Below are 14,608 nucleotides of genomic sequence, written 5' to 3'. Positions count from 1 at the left end.
CTTGAAGAATCACAAATGTCTTAAGAAGATATACATATGTTCTGATTGCTACACAGCTTTGATTCGGATTAGTACACCTGAATATTTCATATCACATTCTCTTGGACCATTAAAACAATTTTATAATTATCCCATAGTCCAAGATATCATCTCCTCTTCTCCCCAAGATAATTTGTTTATATAAACAAAATTTTATTATATAAATCGGATTTGTGTTTAAGGAACCAATTCAATCCAAACAGCTCCTATAATCTTTTAATTAGTTTCTCATGATTTGTTTTTTAGAAATTGTAAAAATAATATGATAATGTTATATTATAAATGTTACATTCCGTACAGCTTCGAAGGGATAACAATGCCCGCTAAGTCAATCCGAAAGTCATACTTTAATATTTCTGATCCTTCTAGCGTGAGAATCGTTGAGGATGGGACAGAATATTATTTTGAAGGTGAATTTCGTGTCATGAATCCAAAAAATCCACCCTTCAGTGCTATCAAGGATAGCACTGAAGGGTGGATTTGCCTTAATGTAATGAAGGAGGCTACAGAACTCACTGTAAAAACTTCGATGGCGCTTCGATCTCCAATAGGTGAAATTGTAACTTTTGATACACCAGTTACGTTCGACATGGATGGTAAGCCTAGAACGTATTTGGGAGTTTCAGATGCTATCGCAGTACAGATGAGAGGCCTTGGTAATTATCATTACAGCATTGCTGATCTCTTTCGCGTACGTGGAAAATAAGTAAAATCACTGCCCGTCAGTTACTTTTGTAGGCTGACGGGCACCAAAATTCAAATCAAACTTCCTTTGCTCAAAGGAAGTTTTTTTGTTTTTTCTACAGCTGTTTTATCCATACTAAATAAGGAGGTGCTTCAGGAATTTTTTGATAAAATAACAGCAGGCATATACCGCATGATGCGACCCCAATAATTATCGCAACATGGGCATATCCTCCTCTTTTGCAGGTACAAAACTTGCATCCAAATGGACACAATGCAGTTGAAGAAGTTTTTCTCTTATAAATCCCTTATTAAAAACGTTCAAATTCGATCCCAAATACCTAACTTTACATAGAAATGATATTCTTCAACAAGTCACATATGAACCGAAGCGCTTGGGCAGATCTGCCCAAGCGCTTCCTGTTTTTAAATATAGTTGAACCTGTTTAATGTTTGTCTTCTGTTGACTTCTGGTCGTCCTCTTTCGTTTCGGGATTTTGAAGGGTATTCTTGCAGCTTTTCCTTTCCGTATTTAGATCACGATCATCCGCCAATCATCATACTTACTTTTTCTTTTCTCTTGTGTAGCAATAACCATCTGTTCCCAGATCGCACTTGTTGAAATCTCTGCCTTATGCACCAATCGACTCGCTATCAGTACATTATCCATCGCTACTAAAATATCACTTTCCTTTACACTCAATCGAATTTTTTGTCTCATAGAATGCTGCTTTGAAAAAAAGCTACTATTTTTATTCATTAATTCTTTTAACCAAATAAGAAGAAGTTCCAAGAGACTACTTGATCTACCTTGTTCTAATTCATTTGCTAACCAACCTACTTGTACATCGATCAATGCAGATTCGTCTCCTGTGAGGAATGCTTTACTCCATTGCACCAAATTCTCTATGTTTTGCTCTATTTCATGTGATTCGAGCTGAACCAGCTCGTCTCGAAAATGTAAATGAGATAAAAGATTTGCGACTGGCTCATGAAAACCTTCTTCCAAAAACATTTTCTGTTGCAAATGGATAGCTGGAGCAGAAAAACGCACCCATTGGCATCTGGAACGGATCGTTGGTAATATTCGTTCTTTTTTATTCGTAAGTAAAATAGCTACCATGGGAGAAATCGGTTCCTCCAAAAATTTTAATAAAGAGTTTGCTGTTTCTAATCGCATCTTCTCTGCTGATTCGATAATCAACACCCTTTGTATCTCATTTGGAGCACGATAACGAAATGTTGCTTGCACAACCCTTACTTGATCAATCTTTATATAGGAACCATCAGGCTGTATGGAAACTACATCAGGATGATTTCCATGCTCAATTTGAATACATGTCGGACAAGAATCACATGCATCTAAACCCTTTTGTTCACAATTCAAGGTCTTTGCTAGCTCTACAGCCATTTTTTTTATGTACCTTGTATGAGAATCCGTAAATAAATAGGCATGTGCTAATCGTTTTTGTTGAAATGCTGACTGTAACCAATGTACTACACGTTCCTGTCCTACTACATCTCTCATCGCCAAAACAAAACCGCCTCCAAAAACTCGTTGATTCTATCATCCTGTAAAACGAAAAAACTTGCAAGTGATGCATTTGTTTTAGCGAACAAAAAAATTTTTAAACAAAACATTTTCTGATTGATCAGAAGGTTTGAGTATCATATAATAAATTTGAAAGTGTGTTTACCCATACTTTATTGGTAAATTCTTGGAGTAGGCATGCATGCTGGTTGTTCTAACTGTAAGGAAACTAATGTTGTTTTGAAATCAATTACTTCCCCGCCACGGTTACGAGTACGTCCTCTTACCTAATCCAAGCTAGGGTAAGGTAAGAAAACGTACTCGCATCGGTGACAGGATGTCATTGGGCTTATCAGTAGATGCGACCCATAACTGCCAAAACAATTGAATTACCTTGTATGGTTGTTGAACCACTGATATATTTTGCTTTGTTTTGGCCGGATGGTTTCTACCATCCGGTTATTTGTGAAAACTTAAGCAATAATGCATAAAATTTTATAAAAATCCTCCGCTGCCTTTCGTTTTTAAATATCTCCCTCTTTTTATTTTTAAATTTTTAAACCTCTAGTAAAACAACCTAAAGGCGAACGATATGCCCAATCAAATACATAACGTTCACTTATACACCTCTTTTTTTTCCAAAAAGTCCATTGACATGGTTTTCTTATTCGTGTTAAAGTAAGCACAACTTCATAACACAAGCGATGAAAGAATCAAATGAGGAACAGGAATTTTAGAGAGCCGATGGTTGGTGCAAATCGGTATTTCTGACCTGATGGAGCACTCTGGAGCGATTTGCTGAACTTTTTAGTAGGCAGATACGGTAGAACCGTTATCTCTAAGTCGACCGACTTATCAAGGTTGTTTTGCGTGAGCAAGCAGCAATTGAGGGTGGCACCGCGAGCCTCTCGTCCCTCATCTACTTATTTTTGTAGGTGAGTGGAACGGGTTTTTTTATTTTAAGGAGGAATTTTTCTTATGTTCATCACTAACAAAATCAATCTTCGTATCCCAGGACCAACACCTATCCCACCATCTGTACAGGCTGCGATGAGCCAACCGATGATCGGACATCGCAGTAATGAAGCAAGCACTTTAATCAAGAGTGTAAGTGAACGCCTCAAACCTTTTTTCGGAACAACAGAAAATCCTCTTCTATTTACAGGAAGCGGTACTTCTGTTTTAGAAGCAGCAGTTGTAAACACTATTCAACCTGGTGAAGAAGTACTCGTCGTCGTTACTGGAGTTTTCGGAGATCGATTTGCAAAAATATTGACCGAATATGGAGCTGTTGTCAGACGGCTAGACGTTGAATGGGGAAAAACACCTGATCCAGAGGATTTAACATCTAGATTACAACAACACCCCAATCTAAAAGCTGTCTTTTTCACCCAATGTGAAACATCAACAGGGGTACTAAACCCTATAAATATACTCAGTCCTCTTGTAAAAAAACATTCTGATGCATTAGTTATTGTAGATGCTGTTAGTTCACTTGGAGCAGTTCCATTTGAAATGGATGCCTGGAATGTAGATATCACGGTTGCTGGTTCTCAAAAAGCATTTATGATTCCAGCCGGACTTGCTTTTGCAGCAGTTAGTCCAAAAGCTTGGAGTATCATCGAGAAAAATAACAATCCAAAATTTTATTTGGATTTGAAACGATATCGTGAAAACCTATCAAAAGGGACAACTCCTTTCACTCCTGCTGTATCCCTTATTTTCGGTCTTGATGCTGCACTGGAATTATTAGAAGCAGAAGGAATGACTGAAGTATTTCATCGTCATGAAGGAATGAAAAATTTAACAAGAGCTGCAATTTCTGCACTTTCTCTACCTTTGATGACAAGTGAAGAAGATGCTTCTCCAACTGTAACTTCTGTTTATGGAGCAGACGGATGGGATAGTGAAATACTGCGTAGTGACCTCAAAAAAATGGGGATTGTAATCGCTGGAGGTCAACAACATCTAAAAGGGAAAATTTTCCGAATCGGACACATGGGTTACTGTGATCCATTTGATATTCTCCCCGTTCTATCTGCTATCGAAATTTCTTTAAAAAAACAAAATGTCGAACTAAGATTAGGTACTGCGGTTCAAGCTGCTGAGGAGGTTTTATCTCAATATGTATAAAGTATTAGTAACAGACAATATTAGCGATTTAGGTTTATCTACACTGGTAGAAGCACCCGAAGTGAAAGTGGTAAAAAAAACAGGACTGACACTCAATGAATTATTAATAGAAATAGAAGATGCTGATGCTTTGCTAGTTCGAAGTCAAACTCAAGTAACTGCAGAAGTATTAGAGAAAGCACATAAATTAAGAGTAATTGGCAGAGCTGGTGTAGGTGTTGATAACATCGATATTGAGGCTGCTACCAAACGAGGCATCATTGTGATGAATGCCCCAGATGGAAATACAATTTCTACAGCTGAACATACTTTTGCAATGCTGATCTCTCTTTCTCGCAACATCCCACAAGCCTACCGTTCTACTGTTAATGGAGAATGGAAACGAAAAGAGTATGTAGGTGTGGAGCTCAATGGTAAAACGCTGAGTATTATTGGTTTGGGACGTATTGGTGCAGAATTGGCTCAAAAAGCAAAAGCTTTTCGGATGAATATCGTTGCTTTTGACCCCTATCTAACCCTAGATCGCGCCGAAGAATTAGGAGTACAAAAAGCTTCTTTTGAAGATGCCATACGGGCAGGTGATTTTATTTCTGTTCATACTCCTCTAACAAAACAAACTCGTCATTTGATTAATAGTGACGTGTTTCATCAGATGAAAGATGGCGTCCGAATATTGAACTGTGCACGTGGTGGTATCATTGATGAACATGCACTTGTAGGAGCGATTCAATCTGGAAAAGTTGCGGGGGCAGCTTTGGATGTATTTGAACAAGAACCACCAGCTCCTGATCACCCACTTTTCGTCTTGCCACAAGTAATCGTTACTCCTCATCTTGGAGCTTCTACTGTAGAGGCACAGGAGAATGTAGCTATTGATGTTGCGGAAGAAGTATTGCACGTTTTGAAAGACGAACCTTTTAAAAATGCAGTGAATCTCCCTTCACTTTCTGCGGAGCTACAAAAGAAAATAGGACCATATTTACCATTAGTAGAAAAACTAGGGAAGTTTTCTTCCCAACTGGCGACTGGTGCTGTTCAACGAATGGTAATTTCATATGGTGGAGAAGTAGCTGATTTAGAGGTTTCCGCCCTAACACGAGCATTACTCAGCGGAGTATTGTCTCAACATCTTGACGGTATCAATCAAGTAAATGCTCCACATGTTGCCAAAAATCGCGGCATTGAAGTATTGGAACAAAAAGCTTCGGTAAGCCATGGATTTACCCAATTAATCACAGTTGATATTACAACTAGCAGAGGAAATACATCTGTTTCCGGGACCTTGCTCAATGGATTTGGTGCAAGAATTACCAAAGTAAATGGATACTCAGTGGATGTAGTACCTGAAGGACATATCCTCCACATCACTCACCAAGATCAACCTGGTGTGGTAGGGAAAGTGGGAACGATTCTTGGAAATGACAAAGTGAATATAGCAACTATGCAAGTAGGTCGTGAAACCATTGGCGGACAAGCAATCATGTTATTGGGAATCGATAAAGGCATTGACGATGCTGCCCTTGCGAATCTGCGTGAATGCGGGGTTGTAAATGGAGTTCAGGTAATTGAGCTTTAAAAAATAAGTTATAATAGCTAGGAAACGACTGTGATTTGGAGGGATATCGTGAGTAAAACAGCTATTGTAACTGGGGCAAGTCGAGGCGTAGGATATGAAATTGTAAAACAATTTGTTCAAGCTGGGTATCAAGTTGTTGCTACTGCGCGGAATAAAGAATATTTACATCAACTTACGAGAAATGCACCTGATCAAATTTTACCTGTCGCATGTGATATCACAAAACGAGATCAAGTAGAAGATGTCGTTAACCAGGCCATATCAAAATGGGGTCAGCTCGACATTTTAGTAAATAATGCTGGTGTTGGGCATTTTGCTCCAGTAGAGGATTTAACAGAAGAACAATGGGATGAGATGCTCGAAGTAAATAGCAAAGGCCCGTTCCTCACCTGTAAATATGCCATCCCTCACTTAAAAGAAACAAAAGGCCATATTGTAAACATCTCAAGCGGAGCAGGTTTGAACGCATTTGCAAATGGTGGTGGATACTGCGCTTCCAAATTTGCACTGATGGCATTATCGGATGCACTTACCCAAGAGTTAAAACCTCATCATGTTCGAGTATCTACTATCTGTCCTGGTTCCATCAAAACCAACTTCGGCACTCCCAAAGATTGGGCTCTATCGCCAGAAAAAGTTGCTGAAACGGTGCAAATGGTTATATCATCACCGAAAGAAGTCATTTATGGACAAATAGTAATGCGCCCCCAAGTTCCATAGGAAAATGCCAGTATCCTTATAGGATACTGGCATTTTCCTTTTCCACAAACGAACAAAATACAGTACTGTCAAATCCGCAAAACACCTAACACCGGATATCCTATTTATTTATAGGTGGTGTACAAAATTCTTGTATTATTTGAGTTTTTACTTCTTCGATCGGAAACTGATTCGGATAAGTGGATATCATTAACAAGATACCTTGAAGAGTAGATGAAAAGTATAATGACCGCATTATTGGCTCTTTTACTCCCATATTTTTAAAGATTTCGCACTGTAATTCAAACTGCTTTGCATTTTCTTCGATTAGTAATCTACTATACTTTATTAACACTTGATCCGATTCAGGCTGTGTTTGAAGATGTAAATAAAACCGAAAGACTTCTGGTTTTTGTTGAACGTTTTTAATTGCCCCTTCTATAATATATCGAATTTGATCGACAGGTATTTCCAAATCGATCGCAGCATTCATCACTTGCACCAATTCACTAATCCTTGCCTCTACCATTGTTGCCAAAAGCTCTTCTTTTCCTTTGAAATAATTGTAGAGCAAACCTTTAGAAATATTTGCATAGTTGGCAATTTCACTAATGGATGTAGCATGGTATCCCTGTTTCATAAATAACTCCATTGCAGCATTGCGAATATTCTCTATCGCAATTTGTCGAATACGTTCATTTTCTTTCTGCGTTCGAGGCATTTTTTATTCCTCCAAAAAACTAGTAATACAACGATAGATCTCACTTGCATGAGTAAGCATAACCATATGATCAGCACTAGCGATAGGAACAAATCGTATGTTTGGGACTTCCTGAAAACATTTTGCAACACGCTTATTATCTGATGACTCTATCTCACCGATAATAAATAAAGTTTTCACTTCCAATTCACCTAACTTTTCTATTGCCGGAGTCTGCGGCCAAATCTGTTCAAAAGATTTCCATTCAGAAGTTTTTTCAATATGATGTCTCATCATTTGAACCAACAAGTCTCGATGTGGTCCAGCCATGGTAACTTGATATATAGGAGCATTCAAAGCAATCTCAATCATTTTATCTATATCAGGGGAAGCTGATTGAATCCGTTGAAAATATTGGGCTAATTCTGTGGAATAAGGATAGCCTGACAAAGAAGGGGCAACTAGCACTAATTCTGTTACTCTATTCGGATGGAGCAAAGCTAATTCGGTTACTATTTGTCCCCCCATTGAATGTCCTAGTACAGCAGCCTGTTCTATCTCAAGATGATCCAAAAGACGGAGTAAATCTTGAAGATAATCGACAGGTTCAACTGGTGAAGGTGACTTCCCAGCACCACGACCATCAAAAATAATCACTTTAAAGTGTTTGGCCAACAGAGGAGCAAGAAACTTCCAAACTCTACTATCTGATCCCCCCGTATGATGCAAGACAATCGGTTTCCCGCTACCCATGATCTTATAATGTAAATCCATGCGATCACTCCTCTATATTTTTTAATATTTTATCAATGAATGAATGGTCAGTCAATAAAAAGTGTTATTATTCTTAAGTAAATCAGATAAATTAGTTACCTACAAGAAAATCCCAATAACTGGTATTCACTAAAAAAAGGATGTTAATTGATCTAACGTCCTTTTATCTTAATAGATACTAGCTTTTTATTATCAAAAACAAATAATATTAGGATGGGCGTCTGGACAAGCGCTAGATGCATTTGCCCAGACTTAAGAATGTCAGAAGAACCCAACACTCAACTAATTACTAGGAAATACGACTCAGGTCACGCTTCACATTGCCGAGCTTTTCTAGAGCCTTCTGGTACTCCTTGTCGAAGTTCCCAGCTCCTCTGCATAGCATATTGGCAGCCTTCTTGACACTCATGACCGAATCACCAAGCCTTGCAGAGATAGTTCGGCAAAATCTATCTCCAATGACTGGATCCTTAAAAATACCCAGAAAAGATTCGTTCCTTGCCTTTGCTACCCGACTCAGAAGAGTACCTTCATTGGCCTTGACGACCTCAGCAAATTTCAATGCTCAGATTCGTAATCTTTTCCCGAAGGGGCTCCAGACCACTACGATCCGTAACTCCTTCAAGCTCTGCGATGATGCCACTGAGCGGTTCATTGATACGGACAAACTGGTCCTTCGAAAGCTTGCTCACCTTAGCCATAGTATTCCTCAATCTACTTAATTGTGTTGCTCTTCTACAACACTCCTCTCCTCTTATATTAATTATTAGTAATTCAATTCAACCAAAAGCCAGTTCCCAGTAATCAAATGTTATTTAAATTCTACTTGAGCAAAATTAGATATAAATAGTCCTAGAGTAATTACACATCTCAGACAAAGGCACAAGTCTCGCTAAGCTTAGAGGAGCGTCTTTTGTGTTTTGGTGGGCAGTCAAGAAATGCATAGCGAAACTTGCCACTTCAGTGGTGGAATAACTACTTGTACTGAAGGTGCATGTGACAAGCTTTTGGAACAAAGTGTAAGTAAATTTGTTTCATTGTAGTTTCAATTTAACAAAAAAAGATGTTAGCTCTTACGCTAACATCCTCTCCTCTATTAACCTATTAATTCCTCATCGTCCTCTAGTTGTACTTCCACAGGAAGTCTTACAGAGAACGTAGTGCCTTCGCCCACTTTACTTCTAACTGTAGCCTCTCCATCGTGTGCTTTAACTAAATGTTTGACAATTGACAATCCAAGTCCAGTCCCAGAAGAATTGTTCCGTTTTCGGGCTTTGTCTGCTTTGTAGAACCTCTCGAATACAAATGGAAGATCTTCTTCTGGTATACCAGTTCCTGTATCGACAACATCTAAATAAACGCCTTCGTCCCTCCAGTAAACTTCCACGGTAACATTTCCATTTTCAGGAGTGTGTCGGATCGCATTTCCGATCAGATTGGTTAAAATCTGCTCCACTTTATCAGCATCCCAAAATACTTCTGGTATTGGTTCCTGTAAATCACTGGATAACGTTACTTTTTGTTCTTCTGCTAAATTTGCAAATTTTCGGCATACACGTTGGATAAAAGTATGTAAATTAATAAAGTTAGGCTCAATATCGATATAGCCTGCTTCCATTCTTGCTAAATCAAGTAATTGACTGACCAATCTCCCCATTCGTTGGGATTCATCATTGATTACTTGAGCAATTTCATGTCTTACTTCTGGAGTTTCAGCAATCTCATCAAGCAACGCTTCACTATATCCTTGTAGCATAGCTAAAGGTGTTCGCAATTCATGAGATACATTGGCAACAAAGTCCTTACGGAACTTGTCTAGTAAACGCTCGTCTGTTACATCGCGAAGTACAGCAACAGCCCCTCTGACTTGATCTCTTGCATAAAGTGGAGTCATCACAACAGCCCACGTTCTTCCTTGCTCGGTTATATCACCTTGGTATTCCTGCTCTTCTTCCAAAACTTGACGGAAAGCAGACTCCAATGGAGGTGGTAATAATCGAGAATGAGGAAACTCATATAAGGAAAGTAATTTTTCAGCAGGAGGGTTTGTTACAATCACTTTACCAGATGCACTAATGGTTAATACACCATCTACCATACTACGTAAAATACTAGTAAGTTGCTCCTTCTCATGAGATAACAAATTGATGGATTCCTCTAATTGTCGTGCCATCCGATTGAATGTTATCGCTAAATCGGCAATCTCATCACGTTCATGCGGTCTTACACGAACACGGGTTGAAAATTGACCTAAAGCCATCTTTTCTGCAGCTTTTTGCATTTGTATCAATGGCTGAGTAATACGGGTTGATAAAAAGAAAGCAAATACAGTTGTTAAAGCGATTCCGATTAAAGCTGAATAAAAAATCCAGTGTTTTATATCTGCTACACTCAGTTGATCTTTTGTTTGATAGAGCAAAATAGCTCCCACAATCTTATTTGCTTTTTTATAAGGTACACCAACTAGAAACACATCATTTTTTTGGAATGGGCTAGTAAGGTATGATTCCGTTGAAGGTATACGACCTACTGCAACCGTTTTATTTCCAGCAAGTATATGTGATAAATTGGCTTTTTGAACTAATTCTTTTGGAACAGACTCTTCGATAGTGGAAAGAATCGGTAGAACTTTACCTTTTTGATCGATTACTACGACATGTGTATTAAATTGTTTGGCGATGGCAATCGTATTAGCAACATAGTTAGCTGTGTCTACTTCTGAGCTGTTCAATTTGCGTTGTACGACATCTGCCAGCTTACTTAGACTAATTTGTTGGTCTTGCACATATGTCTTTTCTACTTGTTGATTAAGAAACAAACTGAGAAGAATCAGTACGAGTGAAACCAAAATAATAATCGTAAGCCACAGTTTCCCGACAACACTTCGTAAAATCACTCTTTTGGCACCTCAAGCTTATAACCTACACCCCAAACTGTAGTAATCATGGATGCTGCGCGATTGGATGCACGATTTAATTTTTCACGAAGTCGCTTCACGTGAGTATCAACCGTTCGCAAATCACCAAAAAACTCGTAGTTCCAAACATCACGAAGCAAAGTTTCACGAGTAAAAACTTTATCTGGTGACTGTGCTAAATAGTATAATAACTCATATTCTTTTGGAGTCAGCGATATTGATTTTCCTCCAGCCTTCACTTCATGTGCATCATTATCAATCGTCAGTTCTGGAAAAACGATTACATTATGGGTTTCGGTATTAGTAGATAAGTATGCGGTTGCAGAAGCTCTTCTGAGCACTGCTTTTACCCGGTGGACTAATTCTCTAGGGCTGAAAGGTTTTACGACATAATCATCAGTACCTGCCTCAAAACCCTCCACTCGATTTGTTTCTTCTCCTCTTGCTGTTAGCATAATGATTGGTGTCGCTTTGTGTTTCCGAATTTCTGCACAAACTTCCAATCCATCCATACCAGGTAACATAAGATCTAATAAAATAAGATCATAGTTCTGTGAAGATGCTTTTTGTACTGCAATTTCCCCATCTTCTGCTTCCTCAATTACATAACCTTCTCGTTCCAAATACATCCTGAGCAGACGTCGGATGCGATCTTCGTCATCTACGACTAAGATAGAATAAGCTTTTCCTTCAATCGATGCCAATTATTTCACCTCTTACGAACTCTTCATTCCACTCCTATGCATAAGAATGCAGACCAGAAATGACAAGATTTATAACAATCAGATTCAACATAATGATAACAAACCCACCTACCGCAAGCCAAGAAGATTTCATTCCGACCCAACCACGAGATAATCGTAAGTGCAAATAAGCGCTATAAAACATCCAAGTAATAAATGCCCAAGTTTCCTTTGGATCCCATCCCCAAGGTCGCCCCCATGCCTCATTTGCCCAGATCATCGCAAAAATGAGTGCTCCTAAGGTAAAGAGTGGATAACCAATGGCTACTCCTCGATAACTGATCTCGTCCAAAAGCTCTGGGTCTAATTTTTTTACTAGCGGATACAGCAATTGATACAAATTTTTCCTCACGATCAATAGGTAGATAGCGTATAGTACTAATCCTACCACAATTCCCCATATTACAGAATTAAATTTACTTGCTGCATTTTCCCCTTTCATCCAAGCAGGTACTTCCAATAAAGGATCCTTAAATCCAAGAAAAGATTCAACTGTGACTGCCTTGCTTTCATGTGGAGCAACAATGGGCGGCAGTTGGTATTCTTCGACTACTTGGTTACCATCTATTTCATGCGTAAAACTCGCCTTATAGCCAATAGCTTGGAAAAAAAGAGAAGCAATCGAAAAACCAAGCATCATCACAATGATAACTAAAGTTGTTTCTAAGTATTTTCCATGACTCGACTTTTCGCCATTGCCGACTTTGTAAATCAGATAAATCAAACCAGCTACGAATGATACAGCAAATGCCCCTTGCCCTAAAGCTGCTGTCGTTACATGGATATATAACCAGTGACTCTGTAAAGCGGGAATTAGTGGCTGCACATCTCTAGGAAAAACTGCAGCATATGCTAGCAGCACTACCGCAAAAGGCATAACGAAGGCACCTAACACATAGGTTCGATAAATGGCAAAGATGACAATAAACGCAAGCACCAAAGCAAAACACAAAAAGGCAATAAACTCAAACATATTGCTAGTAGGGAAGTGACCGCCAATGACGATTCTAGAAATCATAAAAGCGATATGGATTACAACACCAGCGATACTCAATGTGATAGCTATGTTTCCCCAAATTTTAGAACGTTTTTTCACATCTGTCGCAACAACAACAAAAGCAATTGCTGCTAGAAGATATATGATAAAAGTCCCATATAGAAGATTATTCATTATGGCAGTCATTTTTCTTCTGTCTCCTTCACTAAGCGGCTGAAGCCAACCTGTGATAACTCCCTTCGAATTGCAAACCAGTTCTTATTCGTATGAGCGCCTATATGTAATTTTCCATCTTGCACTCTCACCCATACTCTTCGATGTTGCCAATAAAAACCCATTACCAAACCAAGCATGGATACGACTCCACCAATTAAATAAATGGGTAAACTTTTTTCAATTCTAACCATTAATCCAGCAGTATTCACCGTCTCAAATCCCGCTAATTGAATATTGTATTTATTACTCTCTGGATTTGGAAAGTCCATTCCTGAAATGACCAGCGAATTTTCCCCTTTTTCTTTACCTTCATCGATAGTTTCAAATAAAAATGCAGGTTGATTTGGATCTTGAGATTTGGTCACAGGAACATTATTTTCAATCGCAAAATCTGGGAAATAATCTTTAATCTTGACACGCAGTCCACCTGCTCGATAAATATGATTTGCGGTTATATTTGATAAATCTACGGAAAACTCACCAAGATTTTTCTTTGATTTGCGATCTATAATCGCAAACTGAATCCCAGTTAGATCACCTGCTCGAAAATCGGATTGATATAATTTTAAGCCTTCAAAATCAAGCGGATCATTGACAAGAATAGACTTATTCATCAAGGGAACTAATTTTCCATTGCTGTCTTTTTTATAAAGTACAGCTTTTGTTTGATACTTACTAACTATTGGTCCCTTTTGACTTTTTTCAGTCTCTTTGTAGTACTCTACTGTTGATCCTTCATTTTTCACATAGTATTGTGTCTGCGGAACTCGAACAGTCTGTCCTTCTTGCACCCAAACATAATCATCTAAGTTCCAACCAGGTAAATAACGCAGTAAGATTCCTACTAAAAATATGATGAGTCCAATATGATTGATATACGGACCCCACCGACTGAATCTACCTTTCTCTGCTAATAGAGCATCTTTTTCCTTTCGAACATGGTAACGTTTTTTTGATAATTTGTTTGCTAATTCATCCATTTTGAAAGAAGCCTCTTCCTGAGAGACTTCTTCAGTAACGGAAATCCGTTGTCTCTCGATAAAGACTGTGCTTTTACTTACTTTTTGGTTTTTTAATGCACGATATAATGGAATAACACGGTCCAAACTACAAATAACCAAAGAAATCCCAATCATCGACAACAAAGTAGCAAACCACCAAGAGGAGTACATCGTTGACAACCCGAGCTGATGAAACCATTTTCCGAGAGTTCCATAGGTTTCTTCGTAATAGGTATCAGGTGATGAAGATGGGATAAACTGTTCTTGCGGAAAAATTGTCCCTATCGCAGACATGATAAATGTAATGATGATAAGGATAATAGCAATCTTAACGGAAGAAAAGAAATTCCATACTTGATCAATAATTGATTTTTGATAAGTTAAAGATCGCCGTGCTTTCCCCTCATATCTCATCTCTTTATCTAGTTTATCGTTACTATTTGTTGTTTCATCCAACGGCCTTCCACAGTGTTCGCATAAGACAGTTCCGATTGGATTATTATGGCCACATTCACATTTTGTATTTTCAATCATCCTGTCCACCTAGTTTCTACCAAATTGCATAATAAGTGTTTTCTTGAAATTGTTGTTTTCATCC

Annotated in this window: 12 protein-coding genes and 1 other annotated feature; of the genes, 4 read left to right on the top strand and 8 right to left on the bottom strand. The window is 38.4% G+C overall.

Annotated elements, in window-relative coordinates; translation table 11 throughout:
* Positions 1-355: 355 nt before the first annotated feature.
* Positions 356-745: a hypothetical protein gene (locus GSM42_RS00355; protein WP_160799274.1), complete on the top strand. Its 390-nt coding sequence runs from the start codon at positions 356-358 to the stop codon at positions 743-745.
* A 510-nt stretch (positions 746-1,255) separates the two neighbouring features.
* On the opposite strand, the gene GSM42_RS00350 is transcribed toward GSM42_RS00355, so the two are convergent.
* Positions 1,256-2,251 carry a hypothetical protein gene (locus GSM42_RS00350; protein WP_237446434.1) on the bottom strand — a complete coding sequence of 332 codons (996 nt, stop codon included), beginning with the start codon at positions 2,249-2,251 and terminating at the stop codon, positions 1,256-1,258.
* A 698-nt stretch (positions 2,252-2,949) separates the two neighbouring features.
* Positions 2,950-3,173 (top strand) — a binding site (T-box leader).
* Positions 3,174-3,232: 59 nt separating this feature from the next.
* On the opposite strand from GSM42_RS00350, the gene GSM42_RS00345 reads away from it, so the two are divergent.
* The 3 genes from GSM42_RS00345 to GSM42_RS00335 are packed head-to-tail and all read left to right on the top strand — an operon-like array spanning position 3,233 to position 6,683.
* Entirely contained in the window at positions 3,233-4,387 is a 1,155-nt protein-coding gene (locus GSM42_RS00345; protein WP_160799272.1) for a pyridoxal-phosphate-dependent aminotransferase family protein, read from the top strand.
* Positions 4,380-5,963 carry a phosphoglycerate dehydrogenase gene (gene serA, locus GSM42_RS00340; RefSeq protein WP_160799271.1) on the top strand — a complete coding sequence of 528 codons (1,584 nt, stop codon included), beginning with the start codon at positions 4,380-4,382 and terminating at the stop codon, positions 5,961-5,963. Before GSM42_RS00345 ends, serA begins: the two co-directional genes overlap by 8 nt.
* 48 nt (positions 5,964-6,011) lie before the next feature.
* Positions 6,012-6,683: an SDR family NAD(P)-dependent oxidoreductase gene (locus GSM42_RS00335; protein ID WP_202404699.1), complete on the top strand. Its 672-nt coding sequence runs from the start codon at positions 6,012-6,014 to the stop codon at positions 6,681-6,683.
* Positions 6,684-6,783: 100 nt separating this feature from the next.
* Here the strand turns inward: GSM42_RS00335 and GSM42_RS00330 are convergent, their stop codons facing one another.
* From GSM42_RS00330 to resB, 7 genes are all read right to left on the bottom strand, one after another.
* On the bottom strand, positions 6,784-7,383 hold the full coding sequence (locus GSM42_RS00330; protein WP_160799270.1) for a TetR/AcrR family transcriptional regulator: 600 nt from the start codon (positions 7,381-7,383) through the stop codon (positions 6,784-6,786).
* Positions 7,384-7,386: 3 nt separating this feature from the next.
* A complete protein-coding gene (locus GSM42_RS00325; protein ID WP_160799269.1) occupies positions 7,387-8,136 on the bottom strand; it encodes an alpha/beta fold hydrolase in 750 nt (249 codons plus the stop codon).
* A gap of 548 nt (positions 8,137-8,684) precedes the next feature.
* Positions 8,685-8,837 (bottom strand): hypothetical protein, encoded by a 153-nt coding sequence (locus GSM42_RS00320; RefSeq protein WP_160799268.1) that lies wholly within the window; start codon positions 8,835-8,837, stop codon positions 8,685-8,687.
* Positions 8,838-9,232: 395 nt separating this feature from the next.
* Positions 9,233-11,032, bottom strand: coding sequence for an ATP-binding protein (locus GSM42_RS00315; RefSeq protein WP_160799267.1), 1,800 nt, complete (start codon positions 11,030-11,032; stop codon positions 9,233-9,235).
* On the bottom strand, positions 11,029-11,748 hold the full coding sequence (locus tag GSM42_RS00310; protein WP_160799656.1) for a response regulator: 720 nt from the start codon (positions 11,746-11,748) through the stop codon (positions 11,029-11,031). Before GSM42_RS00310 ends, GSM42_RS00315 begins: the two co-directional genes overlap by 4 nt.
* A 43-nt stretch (positions 11,749-11,791) precedes the next feature.
* On the bottom strand, positions 11,792-12,979 hold the full coding sequence (ccsB, locus tag GSM42_RS00305; protein ID WP_160799266.1) for a c-type cytochrome biogenesis protein CcsB: 1,188 nt from the start codon (positions 12,977-12,979) through the stop codon (positions 11,792-11,794).
* A complete protein-coding gene (resB, locus tag GSM42_RS00300) occupies positions 12,976-14,544 on the bottom strand; it encodes a cytochrome c biogenesis protein ResB (protein WP_160799265.1) in 1,569 nt (522 codons plus the stop codon). Before resB ends, ccsB begins: the two co-directional genes overlap by 4 nt.
* Positions 14,545-14,608: the final 64 nt, after the last annotated feature.

It is taken from the genome of Shimazuella alba, assembly GCF_009831235.1.
GTDB lineage: Bacteria > Bacillota > Bacilli > Thermoactinomycetales > Thermoactinomycetaceae > Shimazuella > Shimazuella alba.
Note: the sequence above shows the minus strand (reverse complement) of the source record. Positions and strands in the feature narration are given on the sequence as shown.